The organism is Cellulosimicrobium funkei (genome assembly GCF_900155925.1).
GTDB classification, from domain to species: Bacteria; Actinomycetota; Actinomycetes; order Actinomycetales; family Cellulomonadaceae; genus Cellulosimicrobium; species Cellulosimicrobium funkei.
Map to the genome: position 1 here is coordinate 80,885 of NZ_FTMI01000004.1, position 19,507 is coordinate 100,391.

Annotated in this window: 26 protein-coding genes; 24 read left to right on the plus strand and 2 right to left on the minus strand. The window is 72.8% G+C overall.

Annotated features, from left to right (window positions below; translation table 11 throughout):
- From BXA05_RS11415 to BXA05_RS11495, 17 genes are all read left to right on the plus strand, one after another.
- The gene (locus tag BXA05_RS11415) at nt 1-186 is read left to right on the plus strand and encodes a type Z 30S ribosomal protein S14 (RefSeq protein ID WP_021480434.1); all 186 of its coding nucleotides are present in this window, start codon (nt 1-3) and stop codon (nt 184-186) included.
- An 81-nt stretch (nt 187-267) separates the two neighbouring features.
- Nucleotides 268-666, plus strand: a complete 399-nt coding sequence (gene rpsH / locus BXA05_RS11420; RefSeq protein ID WP_021480435.1) for a 30S ribosomal protein S8 — start codon at nt 268-270, stop codon at nt 664-666.
- Between the two features lie 19 nt (nt 667-685).
- Complete coding sequence (gene rplF / locus BXA05_RS11425) at nt 686-1,222, plus strand: 50S ribosomal protein L6 (protein ID WP_021480436.1); 537 nt, start codon at nt 686-688, stop codon at nt 1,220-1,222.
- A gap of 2 nt (nt 1,223-1,224) precedes the next feature.
- Nucleotides 1,225-1,596 (plus strand): 50S ribosomal protein L18, encoded by a 372-nt coding sequence (rplR, locus tag BXA05_RS11430; protein ID WP_021480437.1) that lies wholly within the window; start codon nt 1,225-1,227, stop codon nt 1,594-1,596.
- Nucleotides 1,597-1,636: 40 nt separating this feature from the next.
- Nucleotides 1,637-2,293 carry a 30S ribosomal protein S5 gene (gene rpsE / locus BXA05_RS11435; RefSeq protein WP_021480438.1) on the plus strand — a complete coding sequence of 219 codons (657 nt, stop codon included), beginning with the start codon at nt 1,637-1,639 and terminating at the stop codon, nt 2,291-2,293.
- Complete coding sequence (rpmD, locus tag BXA05_RS11440) at nt 2,293-2,475, plus strand: 50S ribosomal protein L30 (RefSeq protein ID WP_021480439.1); 183 nt, start codon at nt 2,293-2,295, stop codon at nt 2,473-2,475. The genes rpsE and rpmD overlap by 1 nt, the downstream gene beginning before the upstream one ends.
- 2 nt (nt 2,476-2,477) lie before the next feature.
- Nucleotides 2,478-3,032 (plus strand): 50S ribosomal protein L15, encoded by a 555-nt coding sequence (gene rplO, locus BXA05_RS11445; RefSeq protein ID WP_074808895.1) that lies wholly within the window; start codon nt 2,478-2,480, stop codon nt 3,030-3,032.
- A gap of 310 nt (nt 3,033-3,342) precedes the next feature.
- Nucleotides 3,343-4,641: a preprotein translocase subunit SecY gene (secY, locus tag BXA05_RS11450; protein ID WP_021480441.1), complete on the plus strand. Its 1,299-nt coding sequence runs from the start codon at nt 3,343-3,345 to the stop codon at nt 4,639-4,641.
- Nucleotides 4,638-5,249 carry an adenylate kinase gene (locus BXA05_RS11455; RefSeq protein ID WP_280174310.1) on the plus strand — a complete coding sequence of 204 codons (612 nt, stop codon included), beginning with the start codon at nt 4,638-4,640 and terminating at the stop codon, nt 5,247-5,249. Before secY ends, BXA05_RS11455 begins: the two co-directional genes overlap by 4 nt.
- A 40-nt stretch (nt 5,250-5,289) precedes the next feature.
- Nucleotides 5,290-6,126, plus strand: a complete 837-nt coding sequence (map, locus tag BXA05_RS11460; protein ID WP_061268495.1) for a type I methionyl aminopeptidase — start codon at nt 5,290-5,292, stop codon at nt 6,124-6,126.
- A gap of 303 nt (nt 6,127-6,429) precedes the next feature.
- The gene (gene infA, locus BXA05_RS11465; protein WP_012867920.1) at nt 6,430-6,651 is read left to right on the plus strand and encodes a translation initiation factor IF-1; all 222 of its coding nucleotides are present in this window, start codon (nt 6,430-6,432) and stop codon (nt 6,649-6,651) included.
- 96 nt (nt 6,652-6,747) lie between these two features.
- Entirely contained in the window at nt 6,748-6,861 is a 114-nt protein-coding gene (gene rpmJ / locus BXA05_RS11470; protein WP_009740505.1) for a 50S ribosomal protein L36, read from the plus strand.
- 237 nt (nt 6,862-7,098) lie between these two features.
- On the plus strand, nt 7,099-7,473 hold the full coding sequence (gene rpsM / locus BXA05_RS11475; RefSeq protein ID WP_021479758.1) for a 30S ribosomal protein S13: 375 nt from the start codon (nt 7,099-7,101) through the stop codon (nt 7,471-7,473).
- 113 nt (nt 7,474-7,586) lie between these two features.
- Nucleotides 7,587-7,991 carry a 30S ribosomal protein S11 gene (gene rpsK, locus BXA05_RS11480; RefSeq protein WP_021479759.1) on the plus strand — a complete coding sequence of 135 codons (405 nt, stop codon included), beginning with the start codon at nt 7,587-7,589 and terminating at the stop codon, nt 7,989-7,991.
- 217 nt (nt 7,992-8,208) lie between these two features.
- The gene (locus BXA05_RS11485) at nt 8,209-9,228 is read left to right on the plus strand and encodes a DNA-directed RNA polymerase subunit alpha (RefSeq protein WP_021479760.1); all 1,020 of its coding nucleotides are present in this window, start codon (nt 8,209-8,211) and stop codon (nt 9,226-9,228) included.
- Nucleotides 9,229-9,302: 74 nt separating this feature from the next.
- A complete protein-coding gene (gene rplQ, locus BXA05_RS11490) occupies nt 9,303-9,860 on the plus strand; it encodes a 50S ribosomal protein L17 (protein WP_021479761.1) in 558 nt (185 codons plus the stop codon).
- A 277-nt stretch (nt 9,861-10,137) separates the two neighbouring features.
- The gene (locus BXA05_RS11495) at nt 10,138-11,007 is read left to right on the plus strand and encodes an alpha/beta fold hydrolase (protein ID WP_244550445.1); all 870 of its coding nucleotides are present in this window, start codon (nt 10,138-10,140) and stop codon (nt 11,005-11,007) included.
- Nucleotides 11,008-11,011: 4 nt separating this feature from the next.
- On the opposite strand, the gene BXA05_RS11500 is transcribed toward BXA05_RS11495, so the two are convergent.
- Nucleotides 11,012-11,782 carry an ROK family protein gene (locus BXA05_RS11500; protein WP_034654905.1) on the minus strand — a complete coding sequence of 257 codons (771 nt, stop codon included), beginning with the start codon at nt 11,780-11,782 and terminating at the stop codon, nt 11,012-11,014.
- 116 nt (nt 11,783-11,898) lie between these two features.
- Between BXA05_RS11500 and truA the strand changes: the two genes are divergently transcribed.
- The gene (gene truA / locus BXA05_RS11505; RefSeq protein ID WP_076405313.1) at nt 11,899-12,792 is read left to right on the plus strand and encodes a tRNA pseudouridine(38-40) synthase TruA; all 894 of its coding nucleotides are present in this window, start codon (nt 11,899-11,901) and stop codon (nt 12,790-12,792) included.
- Between the two features lie 46 nt (nt 12,793-12,838).
- Here the strand turns inward: truA and BXA05_RS11510 are convergent, their stop codons facing one another.
- Nucleotides 12,839-13,240 (minus strand): DUF5709 domain-containing protein, encoded by a 402-nt coding sequence (locus tag BXA05_RS11510; protein ID WP_043652004.1) that lies wholly within the window; start codon nt 13,238-13,240, stop codon nt 12,839-12,841.
- Between the two features lie 142 nt (nt 13,241-13,382).
- Here BXA05_RS11510 and BXA05_RS20710 point away from each other — a divergent pair, with 142 nt between their 5' ends.
- The 6 genes from BXA05_RS20710 to glmM all read left to right on the plus strand — a co-directional run bounded on the left by BXA05_RS20710 (nt 13,383) and on the right by glmM (nt 19,478).
- Nucleotides 13,383-14,000, plus strand: a complete 618-nt coding sequence (locus BXA05_RS20710) for a DUF937 domain-containing protein (protein WP_076405084.1) — start codon at nt 13,383-13,385, stop codon at nt 13,998-14,000.
- Nucleotides 14,001-14,183: 183 nt separating this feature from the next.
- Nucleotides 14,184-15,878, plus strand: coding sequence for an ABC-F family ATP-binding cassette domain-containing protein (locus BXA05_RS11520; RefSeq protein ID WP_074808910.1), 1,695 nt, complete (start codon nt 14,184-14,186; stop codon nt 15,876-15,878).
- A gap of 20 nt (nt 15,879-15,898) precedes the next feature.
- The gene (gene trhO, locus BXA05_RS11525) at nt 15,899-16,819 is read left to right on the plus strand and encodes an oxygen-dependent tRNA uridine(34) hydroxylase TrhO (protein WP_083711825.1); all 921 of its coding nucleotides are present in this window, start codon (nt 15,899-15,901) and stop codon (nt 16,817-16,819) included.
- Between the two features lie 170 nt (nt 16,820-16,989).
- Complete coding sequence (rplM, locus tag BXA05_RS11530; RefSeq protein WP_021479847.1) at nt 16,990-17,433, plus strand: 50S ribosomal protein L13; 444 nt, start codon at nt 16,990-16,992, stop codon at nt 17,431-17,433.
- A gap of 45 nt (nt 17,434-17,478) precedes the next feature.
- Nucleotides 17,479-17,967 carry a 30S ribosomal protein S9 gene (gene rpsI, locus BXA05_RS11535; RefSeq protein WP_021479846.1) on the plus strand — a complete coding sequence of 163 codons (489 nt, stop codon included), beginning with the start codon at nt 17,479-17,481 and terminating at the stop codon, nt 17,965-17,967.
- A 149-nt stretch (nt 17,968-18,116) separates the two neighbouring features.
- Complete coding sequence (gene glmM / locus BXA05_RS11540; protein WP_043658749.1) at nt 18,117-19,478, plus strand: phosphoglucosamine mutase; 1,362 nt, start codon at nt 18,117-18,119, stop codon at nt 19,476-19,478.
- Nucleotides 19,479-19,507: the final 29 nt, after the last annotated feature.

A 19,507-nucleotide genomic window follows, 5' to 3' on the forward strand; every position in this document is an offset into this window, starting at 1 on the left:
ATGGCGAAGAAGGCCCTGATCAACAAGGCGGCCGCCAAGCCGAAGTTCGCGGTCCGCGCCTACACCCGGTGCCAGAAGTGCGGTCGCCCGCACTCGGTGTACCGCAAGTTCGGCCTGTGCCGCATCTGCGTGCGCGAGATGGCCCACCGTGGTGAGCTTCCGGGCGTCACCAAGAGCAGCTGGTAACAACTACGTCGTAGGTCCTGGCGGAGCGCGTCGCTCGACGCGCCCCGCCCGGATACCACGTCGAGGAAGGGCTAGAGCCCGATGACGATGACCGACCCGATCGCAGACATGCTGACGCGTCTGCGGAACGCGAACTCGGCTTACCACGAGACGGTGACCATGCCGTACTCGAAGCTGAAGTCGCACATTGCCGAGATCCTCCAGGCCGAGGGCTACATCTCCGGCTGGAGCGTCGAGGACGCGACGGTGGGCAAGAACCTCACCATCCAGCTCAAGTTCGGCCCGAACCGTGAGCGCAGCCTCGCCGGCGTGCGCCGCGTGTCGAAGCCCGGCCTGCGCAAGTACGTCAAGTCCACCGAGCTGCCGAAGGTTCTCGGCGGCCTGGGCGTGGCGATCCTGTCCACGTCCTCCGGTCTGCTCACCGACAAGCAGGCCGCCACGAAGGGCGTGGGCGGCGAAGTCCTCGCCTACGTCTGGTAACCCGGAAAGGAGATACGCCATGTCTCGAATCGGCAAGATCCCCGTTCCGGTTCCCGCCGGAGTGGACGTCACCATCAGCGGCGCGCTCGTGACCGTGAAGGGCCCCAAGGGCTCGCTCGAGCACCACGTGCCCGCCCCCATCCAGGTCGCTCAGGAGGACGGCACCCTCGTGGTGTCGCGCCCGAACGACGAGCGCGAGTCCCGCGCGCTGCACGGCCTGACCCGCACCCTCCTGGCGAACCTCGTCCAGGGCGTGACGCAGGGCTACGAGAAGAAGCTCGAGATCGTCGGCACCGGTTACCGCGTGACGGCCAAGGGCTCGGACCTCGAGTTCGCCCTCGGCTTCAGCCACCCGGTCGTCGTGACCCCGCCCGCGGGCATCACGTTCGCGGTCGAGAGCCCGACGAAGTTCTCGGTCTCCGGCATCGACAAGCAGCAGGTCGGCGAGATCGCAGCGAACATCCGCAAGATCCGCAAGCCCGAGCCGTACAAGGGCAAGGGTGTGCGTTACGCCGGCGAGGTCGTCCGCCGCAAGGCTGGAAAGGCTGGTAAGTAACGATGGCTCTGAAGGTTCTCGGCAAGGGCAAGGCCGTCGCGCGTCAGCGCCGGCACCTGCGCCTGCGCAAGAAGATCAAGGGGACCGCCGGTCGTCCGCGCCTCGTGGTGACGCGTTCCACGCGTCACATCACGGCTCAGGTCGTGGACGACACGATCGGTCAGACGCTCGCGTCGGCCTCGTCGCTCGAGGCGGACCTGCGTGCGCTCGACGGCGACAAGAGCGCCAAGGCCCGCAAGGTCGGCGAGCTCGTCGCCGAGCGTGCGAAGGCCAAGGGCGTCGACTCCGTCGTCTTCGACCGTGGCGGCAACAAGTACCACGGTCGGGTCGCTGCGGTCGCCGACGGCGCTCGCGAGGGCGGTCTGTCCCTGTGACGACGCCGACCATCCCCACACGGAAGCAAAGGATTCTCTGATGGCTGCAGGGCAGCGCAGCAACACCGGCGCCCCCACGGGTGCCGCCAACGAGTCGAGCGACCAGAACGCGCGCGGGGGGCGCCGCGACGACCGTCGCGGTGACCGTCGCGACGGTCGCCGTGGCGACGCAGCCGAGAAGAACGCCTTCGTCGAGCGCGTCGTCACCATCAACCGCGTCTCCAAGGTCGTCAAGGGCGGCCGCCGCTTCAGCTTCACCGCGCTCGTCGTGGTGGGCGACGGCGACGGCACCGTCGGCGTCGGCTACGGCAAGGCGAAGGAGGTGCCCGCGGCGATCGCCAAGGGTGTCGAGGAGGCCAAGAAGAACTTCTTCAAGGTCCCGCGCATCCAGGGCACCATCCCGCACCCCATCCAGGGTGAGGCCGCCGCCGGCGTCGTGTTCCTCCGTCCGGCCGCTCCGGGTACCGGTGTGATCGCCGGTGGTCCGGTGCGCGCCGTGCTGGAGTGCGCGGGCATCCACGACGTGCTGAGCAAGTCGCTCGGCTCGTCCAACGCGATCAACATCGTGCACGCGACCGTCGAGGCCCTGCGCAACCTGGAGCAGCCTGAGGCTGTCGCCGCGCGCCGTGGTCTCCCGCTCGAGGACGTGGCCCCGGCCGCGCTCCTGCGTGCCCGTGCTGCGGGGGTGAACGCCTGATGGCCAGGCTCAAGGTGACCCAGACGAAGTCCGCCATCGGCGGCAAGCAGAACCAGCGCGACACGCTGCGCACTCTGGGCCTCAAGCGGATCGGCGACACCGCCGTGAAGGAGGACCGCCCGGAGATCCGCGGCATGGTCGCGACGGTGGCGCACCTCGTCACCGTTGAGGAGGTCGAGTGACCATGGCTGAGAAGGCCACCAAGGAGACCGCCGAGGCTCCGAAGAAGAAGACCGCTGCGAAGGCGTCTGCTCCGGCGAAGGCCGAGCAGACCCCCGCGCAGACCGAGGGTGCCGGCGGCACGCTCAAGGTCCACCACCTGCGTCCGGCTCCCGGCGCCAAGAAGGCCAAGACCCGCGTGGGTCGTGGTGAGGCGTCGAAGGGTAAGACGGCGGGCCGCGGTACCAAGGGTACGAAGGCTCGTTACCAGGTTCCCGAGCGCTTCGAGGGTGGGCAGATGCCTCTGCACATGCGCCTCCCGAAGCTGCGCGGCTTCAAGAACCCGTTCCGCACCGAGTACCAGGTCGTGAACCTGGACAAGCTCGCGGCGCTGTACCCCGAGGGTGGCCAGGTCACCGTCGAGGACCTCGTCGCGAAGGGCGCGGTCCGCAAGGGCCAGCTCGTCAAGGTGCTCGGCACGGGTGAGATCACCGTCAAGCTCGAGGTCGCGGTCGACGCCCTCTCGGGCGCGGCTCGCGAGAAGATCCTCGCGGCCGGCGGTTCGGTCTCGGAGGACTGACACCCCTGGACAGGGCCGGTGGCGCGTACGCGCCGTCGGCCCTGTCCGCGTCTGAGGGCGCCTCCCTGCACGACCCGTGGTCCGTCCGGCAGCGCACCACGGTCTAGACTCTCCGACGGCTGTCTCCCCGCACCCCGGGGGTGACCGCCGTCACTCCCAGGTCCACGGCCGGCCCGTCCGGTGATCGGGACCGACTTGCCGTTCGACGCGGCGCTACGGCTAGGGTGCCTCTTGGCGCCCGTGCCGTGCGTCACACCTCGCCGGGCCTCCCGGCGACACGACATCCCGCCTCGGCGGGCCAGGAGGATAGGTGCTCAGCGCATTCGCCCGGGCTTTCCGGACGCCCGACCTGCGGCGCAAGCTGCTGTTCACGATCGCGATCATGGCGATCTTCCGGGTGGGGTCGTTCATCCCCACGCCCGGCGTGGACTACCCCAACGTGCAGCAGTGCATCGCGGAGACCGCCGACGGCAACGACCTGCTTAGCCTGGTCAACCTCTTCAGCGGCGGCGCGCTGCTCCAGCTGTCGATCTTCGCGCTCGGCATCATGCCGTACATCACCGCGAGCATCATCGTCCAGCTGCTGCGCGTCGTGATCCCTCGCTTCGAGGCGCTCCACAAGGAGGGCCAGTCGGGCCAGGCGAAGCTGACGCAGTACACGCGCTACCTGACGATCGCGCTCGCCATCCTCCAGTCGACGACCGTCATCACGACGGCGCGCAACGGCCTGCTCTTCCAGGGCTGCTCCGTCGACGTCATCCCGGACGCCAGCTTCGTCACGATGGCCCTCATGGTCATCACGATGACCGCGGGCACCGGTCTCATCATGTGGCTCGGCGAGCTCATCACGGAGCGCGGCGTCGGCAACGGCATGTCGCTGCTCATCTTCACGTCCATCGCCGCGAGCTTCCCGACCGCACTGTGGTCGATCGCCGGCGGCGCGAACGGCGCGACGAACTTCATCATCATGATCGCGGTCATCGTGCTCGTCATCGGGCTGGTCGTGTTCGTCGAGCAGTCCCAGCGCCGCGTGCCGGTGCAGTACGCCAAGCGCATGGTCGGTCGCCGCATGTACGGCGGCTCGAGCACCTACATCCCGATCAAGATCAACATGGCGGGTGTCATCCCGGTGATCTTCGCGGCCTCGCTGCTCGCGGTCCCGGGCCTCATCGCGCAGTTCGGCGACCAGAGCGCCGACTGGGTGATCTGGATCAGCACCAACCTGGCCGACCCGTCCGCGCCGCTGCACATCCTGCTGTACGTGCTGATGATCCTGTTCTTCTGCTTCTTCTACACGTCGATCACGTTCAACCCGGACGAGGTCGCGGACAACATGAAGAAGTACGGCGGCTTCATCCCGGGCATCCGTGCCGGCCGGCCCACCGCCGAGTACCTCGACTACGTCATCACCCGCATCACCTCCGCGGGTGCCATCTACCTCGCGCTCGTCGCACTGCTGCCGACGCTGGTCCTCATCGGGCTCGGCGTGAGCACGAACATCCCGTTCGGTGGCTCCTCGATCATCATCGTCGTCGGCGTCGGCCTGGAGACGGTCAAGCAGATCAACTCCCAGCTGCAGCAGCGCCACTACGAAGGGTTCCTCCGTTGAGCAACGCCACCGACGGCCAGTCCGCCGCGCGCCCCACGCGCCTCGTCATCATGGGCCCGCAGGGCGCGGGCAAGGGGACGCAGGCCGCCCGGCTCGCCGAGCAGCTGTCCATCCCGGCGATCTCGACCGGCGACATCTTCCGGGCGAACATCAAGGGCGGCACGGAGCTCGGCCGCCTCGCGCAGGAGTACACCGCGAAGGGCGACCTCGTCCCCGACTCGGTGACGAACGCGATGGTCCGCGACCGTCTCGCGCAGGACGACGCCGCGCAGGGGTTCATCCTCGACGGCTACCCGCGCAACGCGGCCCAGGTCGTCGAGCTCGACGCGATCCTCGCCGACCTGGGCGTCGCGCTGGACGGCGTCGTGGAGCTCACCGCGGACCGCGACGAGCTGCTCGCGCGCCTCGCGAAGCGCGCGGAGATCGAGGGTCGCGAGGACGACACGGAGGAGGCCATCGCGCGCCGCCTCGACATCTACGCGGAGCAGACGGCGCCGCTCACCTCCGCCTACGCGGACCGCGGCCTGCTGGTGCGGGTCGACGGGATCGGCGACATCGACGAGGTCACCGGCCGCATCGTGTCGGCGCTGACCGCGCTCGTCGGCTGAGCGCCCGCACGTCTTTCGGTCGGTTCTGAGGAGCAGCAGGGTGTTCGGTCGCGAGCGCATCGAGTACAAGACGCACGACCAGGTCCGGTCCATGCGCAGCGCCGGCCTCGTCGTGGCGCGCGCGCTCGGGACGGTGCGCGACGCCGTCCGACCGGGCATGACGACCGCCGACCTCGACGCGCTCGCCGCCGCGGTCATCGCCGACGCCGGGGCGACGCCGTCGTTCCTCGGGTACGAGGGCTACCCGGCGTCGCTCTGCGTGTCGGTGAACGACGAGGTCGTCCACGGCATCCCCGGGCCGCGGGAGCTGCGCCCGGGGGACGTCGTCTCCGTCGACTGCGGGGCCGTCGTCGACGGCTGGCACGGTGACTCGGCGGTCTCGTTCGTGCTCGGTGAGGGCGACCCGCACGACGAGGCGCTCGTCGAGGCCACGCGCCGCGCCATGTGGGCCGGGATCGCCGCGCTCGCGACGAGCGAGCGGCTGTGCGACGTCGGGGCCGCCATCGAGGACTCGGTGCGTGTCTCGGGGGAGTCGGACGGCGTCACCTACGGCATCGTCGAGGACTACGTCGGCCACGGGATCGGGTCCGCGATGCACCAGCCCCCGGACGTCCCGAACTACCGCACGCGCGAGAAGGGCCCGCGGCTGCGCCCGGGCATGTGCCTCGCGATCGAGCCGATGCTCACGCGGGGCGAGCGGTTCACCGAGGTGTGCGAGGACGACTGGACGGTCGTGACGGACGACGGCACCCGTGCCGCGCACTGGGAGCACAGCGTCGCGATCCTCGACGAGGGCATCTGGGTCCTCACCGCGCCCGACGGCGGCGCCGCGGAGCTCGCGGAGCTCGGCGTGCGCGTCGCACCGCTCGCGGCCTGACCGCGCACCGGCCGGTCGCGGGCCGCCTCGCTCCCGTCCGGCAGCGCTCGACGGCACCCGGCGCGACGGGGGAGTGACGCGTCGCACCGCGCGCACGACCCGCCACGGTTTCCCGTCCCTTGCCGGATGCCGTAGGATGGTCTGTCGGGTGTAGTCCGTGCACGTCGTTCATCCGGCCCCCGTCCCTCGGGACCCGGGCGACCGACCACCGCACGCGGCTCCACGCACCTCCCACGATCGGACGACCCTCGGGTCGGGCGTGCGCGGGAGTCCTAGCAGTTCAGACGAGAGTTAGCGGAGGACATGGCAAAGAAGGACGGTGTCATCGAGATCGAGGGCAGCGTGGTCGAGGCCCTGCCGAACGCGATGTTCCGCGTGGAGCTGGCCAACGGGCACAAGGTTCTCGCGCACATTTCGGGCAAGATGCGCCAGCACTACATCCGGATCCTCCCCGAGGACCGGGTCGTGGTCGAGCTGAGCCCGTACGACCTGTCCCGCGGCCGGATCGTCTACCGCTACAAGTAGTCGTCACGCGTCCACCCACTCACCCGCCTCGCACCCGGGACCACCGGGGCCGCTCGTCGGTCGCGCCCGGAGCGGGGCACCACTGAGGGAACGAAGATGAAGGTCAAGCCCAGCGTCAAGAAGATCTGCGACAAGTGCAAGGTGATCCGCCGGCACGGTCGCGTCATGGTGATCTGCGAGAACCTGCGGCACAAGCAGCGCCAGGGCTGAGCCCTCACCTGCGCCACGGGTGACGGTCCTCCGGGACCGCGGTCACCAGGCCGCCCGTCACGACGACGGCCGGCCACCAGCGCACCACCACGAACCTGCTCGGCACCCCGGACGCGAGTCCGGGAGGAGAACGCCACAGGCAGGGGAACCCCCGGCTCGGAGGCCGGGGCCCACGGAGCTCCCCGTGGGAGGGCGGTGCGACAGACCTCCGACGAAGCACGAGGAGCCGAAAGGCACATGGCACGTCTCATCGGCGTCGACCTCCCCCGCGACAAGCGGCTCGAGGTCGCGCTCACCTACATCTACGGCGTCGGCCGTACCCGCGCCCAGCAGACGCTGGCCGCCACCGGCATCAGCCCGGACGCCCGCGTGAAGGACCTCGGCGACGCCGAGCTCGTCGCGCTCCGCGACTACCTCGAGGGCAACTACAAGCTCGAGGGTGACCTCCGTCGTGAGGTGGCCGCCGACATCCGCCGCAAGGTCGAGATCGGCACCTACCAGGGCCTGCGTCACCGCCGCGGCCTGCCCGTGCGCGGCCAGCGCACGAAGACCAACGCGCGTACGCGCAAGGGACCGAAGCGCACCGTGGCCGGCAAGAAGAAGGCCCGCTGAGCCAGTCCGCAGGGCGGGCCCTGCTCGCGCACTGACGCGGACCTCACGGTCCGTCCCGTGCCGGGTGGAGATCCCCGCGGTCAGACCACCTCAGACCAGGAGAGAAGAAGGACATGCCTCCCAAGACTCGCGCCGCCGCTGGGCGCAAGCCTCGTCGCAAGGACAAGAAGAACGTCCCCGCCGGCCAGGCGCACATCAAGAGCACGTTCAACAACACGATCGTGTCGATCACGGACCCGTCGGGCGCCGTGATCGCGTGGGCCTCCGGCGGCGACGTCGGCTTCAAGGGCTCCCGCAAGTCGACCCCCTTCGCCGCCGGCCTCGCGGCCGAGGCCGCTGCCCGCAAGGCGCAGGAGCACGGCATGAAGAAGGTCGACGTCTTCGTCAAGGGCCCGGGCTCGGGTCGCGAGACGGCGATCCGCTCGCTGCAGTCGGCCGGCCTCGAGGTCGGCTCGATCCAGGACGTGACGCCGCAGGCGCACAACGGGTGCCGGCCGCCCAAGCGTCGTCGCGTCTGACCCTCGTCGTCGGCGTGCCGTCGACGGGCCGCCCGGTCACCGACCGGCCGAGCCCGTCGACGGCGCCCGTCACGGGGCAGCCGCCTCCTGACGGGGTCGACGCACCCTTCCCGGCCGGGTGGACAGAGTCCCGGCCGGGGCCGCGTGCCGCAGGCACGCACCTCGCCTTGAACCGTGCAGCGTCATATGGCGGACGCTCACCGAAAGGAAACCACCAGTGCTGATCGCACAGCGCCCCACCTTGACCGAAGAGGTCATCTCGGAGAACCGTTCGCGCTTCTCCATCGAGCCGCTGGAGCCCGGCTTCGGCTACACGCTCGGCAACTCGCTGCGTCGCACGCTGCTGTCGTCCATCCCGGGCGCGGCGGTCACCTCCATCCGCATCGACGGTGTGCTCCACGAGTTCACCACCGTGCCGGGTGTGAAGGAGGACGTGACCGAGGTCATCCTCAACATCAAGAACCTCGTCGTCTCCTCGGAGAACGACGAGCCCGTCGTGATGTACCTGCGCAAGCAGGGTGCTGGTGCGGTCACCGCGGCGGACATCGTCCCGCCCGCGGGTGTGGAGGTCCACAACCCCGAGCTGCACATCGCCACGCTCAACGACAAGGGCAAGCTCGAGATCGAGCTGACCGTCGAGCGCGGCCGTGGCTACGTCTCGGCCTCGCAGAACAAGTCGTTCGACGCCGAGATCGGCCGGATCCCGGTCGACTCGATCTACTCGCCGGTCCTCAAGGTGACCTACAAGGTCGAGGCGACGCGTGTCGAGCAGCGCACGGACTTCGACAAGCTGGTCGTGGACGTCGAGACGAAGCCGGCGATCTCGCCGCGCGACGCGCTCGCGTCGGCCGGCAAGACGCTGGTGGAGCTCTTCGGCCTCGCCCGCGAGCTCAACGTCGAGGCCGAGGGCATCGAGATCGGTCCGTCGCCGACGGACGCGGCCCTGGCCGCGGACCTGGCGCTGCCGATCGAGGAGCTCAACCTCACGATCCGCTCGTACAACTGCCTCAAGCGCGAGGGCATCCACCAGGTGGGCGAGCTCGTCGCACGCAGCGAGGCGGACCTGCTGGACATCCGCAACTTCGGTGCGAAGTCCATCAACGAGGTGAAGGAGAAGCTCGCCGAGCTCGGCCTGTCCCTCAAGGACTCGCCGCTCGACTTCGACCCGTCGGCCGCCGCGTACTACGACGGCGACGACGACGAGGCGACGTTCTCGGACACCGAGCAGCAGTACTGAGCCTGCGGCTCTAGACACCTCAGCGCGTCCGGGTCCGCACCTGCGGCGCGATCACTTCCCAAGGAGCACATCCCATGCCTACCCCCGCCAAGGGCCCCCGGCTCGGCAGCGGACCGGCTCACGAGCGCCTGATGCTCGCGAACCTGTCCACCCAGCTCTTCGAGCACGGCCGCATCACGACCACCGAGACCAAGGCGAAGCGCCTGCGCCCGGTGGCCGAGCGCCTCATCACGTTCGCCAAGCGCGGCGACCTGCACGCGCGCCGTCGCGTCCTGCGCGTCGTCCGCGACAAGTCCGTGGTGCACACGCTGTTCACCGAGATCGCCCCGCAGATGGCGGAGCGTGAGGGTGGCTACACGCGCATCACGAAGGTCGGCACGCGCAAGGGCGACAACGCGCCCCTCGCGGTGATCGAGCTCGTGACCGAGCCCGTCAGCCCGAAGCAGGCCGTCGTCCGCGAGGCGGAGAAGGCTGCCGAGAAGGCGAGCAAGAAGAAGGCCGACAAGCCGTCCAAGAAGGCCGACAAGGTCGAGGACGCGCCCGTCGAGGACGCCGCCGTCGAGGACGCTCCCGCCGAGGACGTCCAGGACGCGCCCGTCGAGGACGCCACGGAGGAGAAGAAGGAGGCCTGAGCCTCCTCTTCCCGCCCGAGCCCTCCGGGGCTCGTCGCGCAGGGCCCGGGACCGTACGGTCCCGGGCCCTGCTGCGTCTCCGGCTCTGCCGAGTCTCCGGCCCTGCCGCGTCCCTGGCCTGCCGCGTCCCGGCCGCTCCGGGGGAGGGGCACCGTCGGGCCGGGACGGGCCGAGCGAGCGGCCGGGTTCGACCCGGACGGCGGAGACCGGCCTGCCCGAGGTCGGCCTCGTGCCCCCTCGGGTCGATCTCGCGTGGAGCAGGGCCTACGGTCGAGCCGTGACCTCCACCGACGCGTCGCCCGGGACCGGGACGTGGCCGCCCGTCGTCCTCGTGCACGGGTCGCGCACCTCGCGCTCGATGTGGCGCGACCAGCTCGCGGCGCTGCGTCGCGCCGGTGTGCGGGCCGTCGCGGTCGACCTGCCGGGCCACGGCGTGCGGCGCGGCGAGGCGTTCACGCTCGACGGCGCGGTCGAGGCGGTCGCGTCCGGGATCGACGAGGTCGGCGGCCGCGCGCTCGTCGTCGGGCTGTCGCTCGGGGGCTACGTCGCGATCGAGACGCGCGCGCGGCACCCCGAGCGCGTCGTGGGGCTCGTCGCCGCCGCGTGCTCGACGCCGCCGTCGACGCGCCTGCGCGGCGGCTGGCTCGTCCTCGCGCGCGGGATCGAGCGGCTCCCGGACGGGGGAGCCGGGCTGAACCAGGCGCTCGTCGACCGGGCGATGACGGCCCAGGCCGCCGCCGACCTCGCGGCCGGCGGGTTCGCCCTCGACGTCATGAGCGCGATCCTGCGCGAGGTGGGGTCGGTCGACCCGGTCCGGGCCCTCGCGGCGGCGGACTCGCCGGTCTGGCTCGTCAACGGGCGCTGGGACCACTTCCGGCTGGGGGAGCGCGGGTTCCTCGCTGCGGCGCACGCGGGCGGGGCCCCGGCCCGGCTCGTCGTCGTCCCGGGCGCGCGGCACCTGGTGAGCCTGGACGCGCCCGTGGCGTTCAACCGCGTCCTGCTCGACGCGCACGGCGCGCTCGCCGCGGGCGCGCCGCCGGGGGGCGGGGACGAGGGCGCGCCACCGGGCCTCCTCGAGCCCGCCGCGGCCGCGCCCAGGCCGCGCACCGCGGACGGGGCGCCGGGCGACGGCGCGGCCGGTCGCTGAGGCGTCAGGCCGGCGGGAGGTCCCACGCGCGGGCGCCCCCGACGAGGGCCGCCGAGTTCGGCACCACGACGACGTCGTCGCCGAGCCGGTCGAGGACGCTCGGGGTGATGCGCCGCGAGTTGCCCCCGCCCAGGTAGAGGCGGTCCCACCAGAACACGGGCCGCAGCCCCTCGACGACCGCGAGGACCCGGCGCGACCAGAGCCCGTCGCCGAGGCGGCGGCGCTCGGGCTCGCCGACGTACTCGTCGTACGTGGTGCCCCGCCGCACCGGGGCGCGCGACCACTCGAGGTGCGGCGCGAGCCGGCCCCCGTGGAACAGCGCGGAGCCGAGCCCCGTCCCCAGCGTCAGCACCAGCTCCAGCCCGGACGCCGCGACGACGCCCGCGCCGTGCACCTCGGCGTCGTTGAGCACGAGCGCCGGGACGCCGAGCCGGCGCTCGACCGCCGCGCGGACGTCGAAGCTCGTCCAGGCCTCGACGAGCGCGGGGTCCACGCGCGAGCGGGGCCCGCTGCGCGTCACGTAGTGGGGCGTGTGCACGACGACTCCGCGCCGGATCATCCCGGGCATGCCCACCGTGACGCGGTCGGCGGGAGGCAGCGTGGCCGCGATGCCCGCGACCGTCTCGACGAGGAGGTCGGGCGGGAGGGGGTAGGGCGTGGGGACGCGCACCGCCGCGGCGTGCGCGGTGCCCGACGCGTCGAGCACGTTCGCCTTGATGCCGCCCCCGCCGCAGTCGACGGCGAGGGTGCGGACGTCGTGCGGGTCGCCGGTCATGGGCGGCAGCGTAGGCACGGCGGCGCGCGCGGCGCACGGGCGGGCGACTACGGTGAACTCCCGTGACCGCCGTCCCGCACCCCGCCCTCCCGGACCCCGACGCCCCGCGACCCGACGTGCCGGACGACGTCGTGCGCGTGCGCCTGGACCTCGCCTACCAGGGGACGGCGTTCGCCGGCTGGGCCCGGCAGCCGACGCTGCGCACCGTGCAGGGCACGCTCGAGGACGGGCTCGCGACGATCCTGCGGGGCGCGGCGCCGCGGCTCACGGTGGCGGGGCGCACGGACGCGGGCGTGCACGCGCGGGGGCAGGTCGCGCACGTCGACCTCACGCGGGCGCAGTGGGAGGCGCTGCCCGGCCGGTCCGACCGCGCGCCGGGGGACGCGCTCGTCGCGCGGCTGGGGGGCGTGCTGCCGGGGGACGTCGTCGTGCACCGTGCCGCGCCGGCCCCGACCGGGTTCGACGCCCGATTCTCCGCGCTGCACCGCGCGTACACCTACCGCGTCGCGGACGACCCGGCGCAGCGCGACCCGCTGCGCCGGGAGTGGGTGCTGTGGAACCGGCGGCCGCTCGACGTCGCGGCGATGGACGCCGCCGTGCGGCCCCTGCTCGGGGTGCGGGACTTCGCGGCGTTCTGCAAGCCGCGACCCGGCGCGACGACGATCCGGGAGCTGCAGCTCCTGTCGTGGTCGCGCCCGACGGACGGGCCCGACGCGGGGCTCGTGGTCGCGCACGTCCGCGCGGACGCGTTCTGCCACAACATGGTGCGCGCGCTCGTCGGCGCGTCGCTCGCCGTGGGGGAGGGGCGCCGCGACGTCGGGTGGCCGGCGGAGCTCCTCGCGAGCCGGCGCCGGGACGCGGGGGCAGGCGTCGTGCCGGCGCACGGGCTCGTGCTCGAGGAGGTCACCTACCCGCCCGACGCGGAGCTCGCGGCGCGTGCCGACCGCATCCGCGCCGTGCGGAACGAGGAGGACGTCTGGGAGGACGCGCCGCCCCGCGAGCCGGCCTGAGCCGGCCGCGGGCGGGCGCTCGCCCTCAGGGCTTCCTCAGGGCTTCTCAGGGCTCCTCGACGACGTGGACGGCGGCCTCCTCGGCGCCCGCGGCGCCCCCGGAGATCCCCTCGTCGTCGGCGTACGTGTCGTTCTGGCGCCCGTCGAGGGCGTCGGGGTCCGCGACGAGGCGGCCCGCGCGGGTCTCGTCGGGCCGCTCGGCCGGGTCGCGCTCCCACTCCTCCGGCTCCTCCTCGGCGAGGCGCTGGTCGAGCGTCTCGCCGTGCACCTCTTCCCACGGCGTCTCGCCGAAGTGGTTCGAGCGGGGGCGCTCGGGCGGGGAGTAGCCCTCGTCGAGCACGTCGTCCACGCCGCGGTCGAGGAGCGTCTCCTCGGGCTGGAGCTGGTCGGTGTCGCCCTCGGCGCCCGTCTCCGGGTCGGGGCTCGTAGCGGTGGTGTCTTCGCTCATGCGTCCCACCCTGGCACCTCACGGGGACGGACGCAGCCCCGGACGCGAGTGCCTGCGAGGGCGCCCGGCCGGGACTACGGTGGGGCCGCACCGCGCCCCGGTGCGCACCCGCTGGAGCACCCCTGAACCGGAGGACGACCCCATGGCCGGCATCGACGACATCCTGTCCACCGTCCCGCTCGACCAGCTCGCCGGTCGGCTCGGCGTCGACGAGGCGACGGCGCAGCGCGCGGTGGGCGCGGCGCTGCCCGCGCTGCTGGGCGGGCTGCGCGCCAACGCGCAGGACCCGGCGGGCGCGGCGTCGCTCGGTGAGGCCCTCGCGCAGCACGACCCGGCGCTCGTGGAGGGCGGCGTCGACCTCGACGACGTCGACACCGACGACGGCCGCAAGATCGTCGGGCACGTGTTCGGGCAGAACGAGCAGGCTGTCGTCGCGCAGCTCGCCCGGTCGACGGGCACCGGCAAGGACCTGCTCGCGAAGGTGCTGCCCGCGCTCGCGCCGATCGCGCTGGCCTTCCTCGCGAAGCAGCTCGGCGGCGCCGGGTCGTCGGGCGGCGTCCCGACCGGCACCTCAGGCGGCACGGCGGGCGGTACCGCGGCGGGGAAGGGCGCGGGCGAGCGGCCGGGCGCCTCGCAGACCGGCGGGGGCGGCCTGGGCGACGTCCTCGGCGGGCTCCTGGGCGGCGGGTCGGGCGCCGGCGGCGGTCTCGGCGACCTCCTGGGCGGGCTGGGCGGCCTCCTCGGCGGCGGCCGGCGCTGAGCCGTCCCGCCATCCCGCCATCCCGGCGTCCCGCCACCCGCCATCCCGCCACCCGGCGTCCCGCGTCTCGGCGCCCGCCGGCCGTGGTGCCGGGCGGCGGGTGGCGTCGGCCCGGCCGAAGTGCCGGACGCCGGGGTCCGCAAAGCGCGTGACCGCGCGGCCGACGTCGGGGACCATGACGGGGTGGGACACCTCGACCTCAGCGACGTCACGTATCACCTGCCCGACGGGCGCACCCTGCTCGACGGCGTCGACCTGCGGGTCGCGGACGGCGCGCGCGTCGCGCTCGTGGGGCCCAACGGCGTCGGGAAGTCGACGCTGCTGCGCATCGTCACCGGTGAGGTCGCCCCGCACGGCGGTGCCGTCGTGCGCAGCGGCGGGCTCGGGGTGATGCGCCAGGACGTCGGCCGCATCGACGACGACCGCACGGTGCGCGACCTTCTCGTCGGGCTCGCGCCGACCGCCGTCCGCGAGGCGGCGCTCGAGCTCGCGGCTGCCGAGCACGACATCATGACGGTCGACGACGAGCCCGCCCAGCTCCGCTACGCCCAGGCCCTCGTGGACTGGGCGGACGTGGGCGGCTACGACGCCGAGGCCGGCTGGGACGAGGTGACCGACGAGGTGCTGTCGGTCCCGTTCGAGAAGGCGCAGTGGCGCGACGTGCGGTCGCTGTCCGGGGGCGAGCAGAAGCGGCTCGCGCTCACGGCCCTGCTGCGTGGGCCCGAGGAGGTCCTGCTGCTCGACGAGCCGGACAACCACCTCGACGTGCCGACGAAGCGCTGGCTCGAGGAGCGGCTCGTCGCGTCGTCCAAGACGGTCCTCTTCGTGTCCCACGACCGCGAGCTGCTGTCGCGCACCGCGACCCAGGTCGCGACGCTCGAGCCGACGCCGGGCGGCGGCACGGTGTGGGTGCACGGCGGCGGCTTCGCGACGTACGCCCAGGCCCGTGCGGACCGGCGCGACCGGCTCGCCGAGCTCGCGCGCCGCTGGGACGAGGAGCACGCCAAGCTCCAGGAGCTCGTGCGGACGCTCAAGACGAAGGCCGCGTTCAACGACGGCCTCGCGAGCCGGTACCAGGCCGCGCGCACGCGCCTGCGCAAGTTCGAGGAGGCGGGGCGTCCCGAGGTCGTCGCGCGCGACCAGAACGTGACCGTGCGGCTCACGGGCGGGCGGACGGCCAAGCGCGCGGTGACGTGCGAGCGGCTCGAGCTCACGGGGCTCATGAAGCCGTTCGACGTCGAGGTGTTCTTCGGCGAGCGCGTCGCGGTGCTCGGCTCGAACGGCTCCGGGAAGTCGCACTTCCTGCGCCTCCTCGCCGCTGGCGGGAGCGACCCCGAGCCGGGCACCGTGCCCGACGACGTCGCCGGCGGCCCGGCGGCGCCCGCTCCCGTGGCGCACACGGGCCGGGCCGTGCTCGGGTCGCGGGTGCGGCCGGGGTGGTTCGCGCAGAACCACGACCACCCGGAGCTGCGGGGGCGCACGCTGCTGGAGATCCTCCACCGCGGTGAGGGGCACCGGGCGGGCATGGGTCGCGAGGGCGCGAGCCGGGCGCTCGACCGGTACGAGCTCGTGGGCCAGGCCGAGCAGCGCTTCGAGACGCTCTCGGGCGGCCAGCAGGCGCGCTTCCAGATCCTGCTCCTCGAGCTCGACGGCGCGACGCTGCTCCTGCTCGACGAGCCGACCGACAACCTCGACCTGCACTCGGCGGAGGCGCTCGAGGCGGGGCTCGCGGCCTTCCAGGGCACCGTGCTCGCGGTGACGCACGACCGGTGGTTCGCGCGCGGCTTCGACCGGTTCCTCGTGTTCCGCGAGGACGGCGAGGTCGTCGAGGCACCGGAGCCGGTCTGGGACGTCGAGCGCGTCCGTCGGGCGCGCTAGCCCTCCCTATCCTGGTGGGCATGGCCGTCCACAAGATCGTGCTCTTCTACGCCTTCACGCCGGTGCGGGACCCGCGTGCCGTGCAGCTCTGGCAGCAGGCGCTGGGGGAGCGGTGGCACCTCACGGGTCGCGTGATCGTGTCGGAGCACGGGATCAACGCGACCCTCGGCGGGACGGTCGAGGACCTCAAGCAGTACGTGAAGACGACGCGCCGGTACCCGGGCTTCGAGGGCGTCGACGTCAAGTGGTCCGACGGCACGGGCCGCGACTTCCCGCGCCTGTCCGTCAAGGTGCGCCCCGAGCTCGTCGCGTTCGGCGTGCCGGACGAGGTCCGGGTCGACGAGCACGGCGTCGTCGGCGGCGGGGAGCGGCTGAGCCCGCAGGCCCTGCACGACCTCGTCGAGGAGCGCGGCGACGACGTCGTGATGCTCGACGGCCGCAACGCGTTCGAGGCGGCCATCGGCCGCTTCCGCGGGGCCGTCGTGCCCGACGTCGCGACCACGCGGGACTTCGTCGCCGAGATCGACTCGGGCCGCTACGACGACCTCAAGGGGCGGCCCGTCGTCACGTACTGCACGGGGGGCGTGCGGTGCGAGGTGCTGTCGGCCCTGCTGCGCGCCCGCGGGTTCGAGGAGGTGTACCAGCTCGACGGCGGCGTCGTGCGCTACGGCGAGGTGTTCGGCTCGCAGGGGCTGTGGGAGGGGTCGCTCTACGTGTTCGACGAGCGCATGCACGTCGAGCTCGGCCCGGGGTCGACGCCGCTCGGCGCGTGCACGGCGTGCGGGGCGCCGACGGCGAAGTACGAGAACTGCGCCGACCCGAGCTGCCGGACCCTGCGCCTGTACTGCCCCGGCTGCGTCCACGAGGCCCGCTCGACGCGCTGCGAGACGTGCGTCCGGGAGCGCCCGGCCGCTTTGACCGGCGGCCTGCCTCGCGGGTAGTCTGGTGAGTCGTTGTGCTCATCTCACGACACCCGTGTCGCTAGCGCGCCCACTCGCTGCCGGCCAAGGAGCGGGTGTCGACCGAGCCCGCCGCGCAACGACCTGCCCTCTCGGCCGCACGCTTCAGCGGTCGAAGAAGACATCCTGAGACAGAAACGAAGGCTACGACCGTGCGTACGTACACCCCGAAGCCCGGCGACGTCCAGCGCGACTGGTACGTCATCGACGCGACCGACGTCGTCCTGGGCCGCCTGGCCACCCACGTGGCCACCCTGCTGCGCGGCAAGCACAAGCCGACCTTCGCTCCGCACGTCGACGGCGGTGACTTCGTCATCGTCATCAACGCCGGCAAGGTCGCCCTGAGCGGCAACAAGCGCGAGCAGAAGATGGCCTACAACCACTCCGGTTACCCGGGTGGTCTGCGTGCCGTCGCCTACGGCGACCTGCTCGACAAGCACCCCGAGCGTGCCGTCGAGAAGGCCGTCCGGGGCATGCTCCCCAAGACGACCCTCGGTCGCGCCCAGTTCGGCAAGCTGAAGGTCTACGCGGGTGCCGAGCACCCGCACGCCGCTCAGCAGCCGAAGCCGTTCGAGATCACCCAGGTCGCGCAGTAATCGCCGCCCAGGCGTAGCGCACAGAGAGACGCGAGGACACCACCCGTGGCCGAGACCACCGTCGACACCGACACCCTGGGCGACGAGACGCCCAGCACCTACACCTCCGAGTCCGCCGCCCCCACGGGCCGCGGCCAGAGCATCACCGCCCCCGGCCAGGCCCTGGGCCGCCGCAAGGAGGCCGTGGCGCGCGTGCGCCTCGTCCCCGGCACCGGCACCTGGAAGGTCAACGGGCGCACGCTCGAGGACTACTTCCCGAACAAGGTCCACCAGCAGCTCGTCAACTCCCCGCTGAAGCTGGTCGACGTCGAGGGTCGCTTCGACGTCGTCGCCCGCATCACGGGCGGCGGCTCCTCGGGCCAGGCCGGCGCGCTGCGCCTGGCGATCGCGCGCGCGCTCAACGCGATCGACGCCGAGCACAACCGCCCCGCGCTGAAGAAGGCCGGCTTCCTCACTCGCGACGCCCGCGTCGTCGAGCGCAAGAAGGCCGGTCTCAAGAAGGCCCGCAAGGCACCGCAGTACTCCAAGCGCTGATCCTGCGCTGTGCGCTCGTCGGCCCCGGTGGACCTCGTCCACCGGGGCCGACGGCGTTTGTGAGGAGCGGTGACCAAGACCCGTCGACGGCGGGCAGCGGCTGACGGTCGTACGGTCGGCGTACGGCCGGTACGAGGGGAAGGACTTCCATGGGACGGCTTTTCGGCACCGACGGGGTGCGCGGTCTCGCGAACGGCAACGTGACGGCGGAGCTCGCGCTGGACCTCGGCGTCGCCGCGGCCCGCGTGCTCGCGAGCGGTCAGGAGGAGGGGCACCGCCCGCGCGCGGTCGTCGGGCGCGACACGCGCGTGTCCGGGGAGTTCCTCGGCGCCGCGCTCATCGCGGGGCTCGCGAGCGCGGGCGTCGACGTGAAGGACGTCGGTGTCCTGCCGACCCCGGCCGTCGCCTACCTGACGAGCACCATGGACGTCGACTTCGGCGTCGTCATCTCGGCGTCGCACAACCCCATGCAGGACAACGGGATCAAGTTCCTCGCGCGCGGCGGCGTGAAGCTCGACGACGCGGTCGAGGACCGCATCGAGAGCCTCCTGGGCCAGGAGTGGGAGCGCCCGACGCACGGCGTCGTCGGCCGCATCTCCCCGGACTCGGGCCGCGCGGGCGGCGCGTACGTCGAGCACCTCATGTCGAGCATCGGCGCCGACGAGGACCACAAGCCGCTGGCCGGCCTGCGGATCGCGGTCGACTGCGCGAACGGCGCGGCGAGCGACGTCGGGCCCGCGGCGCTGCGTGCGGCCGGGGCGGACGTCGTCGTCATCAACGCGAGCCCCGACGGCCGCAACATCAACGCGGCGTGCGGCTCGAACCACCCGGAACAGCTCCAGGCCGTCGTCGTCGCGTCCGAGGCCGACTTCGGCGTCGCGTTCGACGGCGACGCGGACCGCTGCATCGCGGTCGACCACGGGGGCACCGTCGTCGACGGCGACCAGATCATGGGCGTCCTCGCCCTCGCGCTCAAGGACGAGGGCGCGCTCCCGCACGACACGCTCGTCGTGACGGTCATGAGCAACCTCGGGCTCCTCCTCGCGATGCGCGCGGCGGGGATCAGCACCGTCCAGACGGCGGTCGGCGACCGGTACGTGCTCGAGGAGATGCGCGCCCACGGCTACGGCCTGGGCGGCGAGCAGTCAGGCCACATCGTCATGTCGCGCTACGCGACGACGGGCGACGGCGTGCTCACGGCCCTCCAGCTCGCGGCGCGGGTGCGCGCGACCGGCCAGAAGCTCGCGGACCTCGCGGGCGTCGTGCAGCGGCTCCCGCAGACCCTGCTCAACGTCCCGGGCGTGGACAAGGCGCGCGCGTCGACCGACGAGGCGCTGCTGGCCGCGGTCGCCGGTGCGGAGCGCTCGCTCGGCGAGACGGGGCGGGTGCTCCTGCGGCCGTCGGGCACCGAGCCGCTCGTCCGGGTCATGGTCGAGGCGGCGACGCAGCAGCAGGCCGACGCGGTCGCCGGGCAGCTCGCGGGCGTCGTGCGCGAGCGGCTCGCCCTGTGAGCGCGTCGGGACGGCCGACGGGACGCGAG

Coding starts and splice junctions, on each gene's coding strand:
- rpmJ (WP_009740505.1), top strand. CDS start 6,748: ATGAAGGTCAAGCCCAGCGTCAAGAAGATCTGCGACAAGTGCAAGGTG.
- rpmD (WP_021480439.1), top strand. CDS start 2,293: ATGGCCAGGCTCAAGGTGACCCAGACGAAGTCCGCCATCGGCGGCAAG.
- rpsK (WP_021479759.1), top strand. CDS start 7,587: ATGCCTCCCAAGACTCGCGCCGCCGCTGGGCGCAAGCCTCGTCGCAAG.
- rplQ (WP_021479761.1), top strand. CDS start 9,303: ATGCCTACCCCCGCCAAGGGCCCCCGGCTCGGCAGCGGACCGGCTCAC.
- rpsH (WP_021480435.1), top strand. CDS start 268: ATGACGATGACCGACCCGATCGCAGACATGCTGACGCGTCTGCGGAAC.
- rplF (WP_021480436.1), top strand. CDS start 686: ATGTCTCGAATCGGCAAGATCCCCGTTCCGGTTCCCGCCGGAGTGGAC.
- rplO (WP_074808895.1), top strand. CDS start 2,478: ATGGCTGAGAAGGCCACCAAGGAGACCGCCGAGGCTCCGAAGAAGAAG.
- BXA05_RS20710 (WP_076405084.1), top strand. CDS start 13,383: ATGGCCGGCATCGACGACATCCTGTCCACCGTCCCGCTCGACCAGCTC.
- BXA05_RS11500 (WP_034654905.1), bottom strand. CDS start 11,782: ATGACCGGCGACCCGCACGACGTCCGCACCCTCGCCGTCGACTGCGGC.
- trhO (WP_083711825.1), top strand. CDS start 15,899: ATGGCCGTCCACAAGATCGTGCTCTTCTACGCCTTCACGCCGGTGCGG.
- glmM (WP_043658749.1), top strand. CDS start 18,117: ATGGGACGGCTTTTCGGCACCGACGGGGTGCGCGGTCTCGCGAACGGC.
- BXA05_RS11415 (WP_021480434.1), top strand. CDS start 1: ATGGCGAAGAAGGCCCTGATCAACAAGGCGGCCGCCAAGCCGAAGTTC.
- rpsM (WP_021479758.1), top strand. CDS start 7,099: ATGGCACGTCTCATCGGCGTCGACCTCCCCCGCGACAAGCGGCTCGAG.
- infA (WP_012867920.1), top strand. CDS start 6,430: ATGGCAAAGAAGGACGGTGTCATCGAGATCGAGGGCAGCGTGGTCGAG.
- rpsE (WP_021480438.1), top strand. CDS start 1,637: ATGGCTGCAGGGCAGCGCAGCAACACCGGCGCCCCCACGGGTGCCGCC.
- BXA05_RS11510 (WP_043652004.1), bottom strand. CDS start 13,240: ATGAGCGAAGACACCACCGCTACGAGCCCCGACCCGGAGACGGGCGCC.
- rplR (WP_021480437.1), top strand. CDS start 1,225: ATGGCTCTGAAGGTTCTCGGCAAGGGCAAGGCCGTCGCGCGTCAGCGC.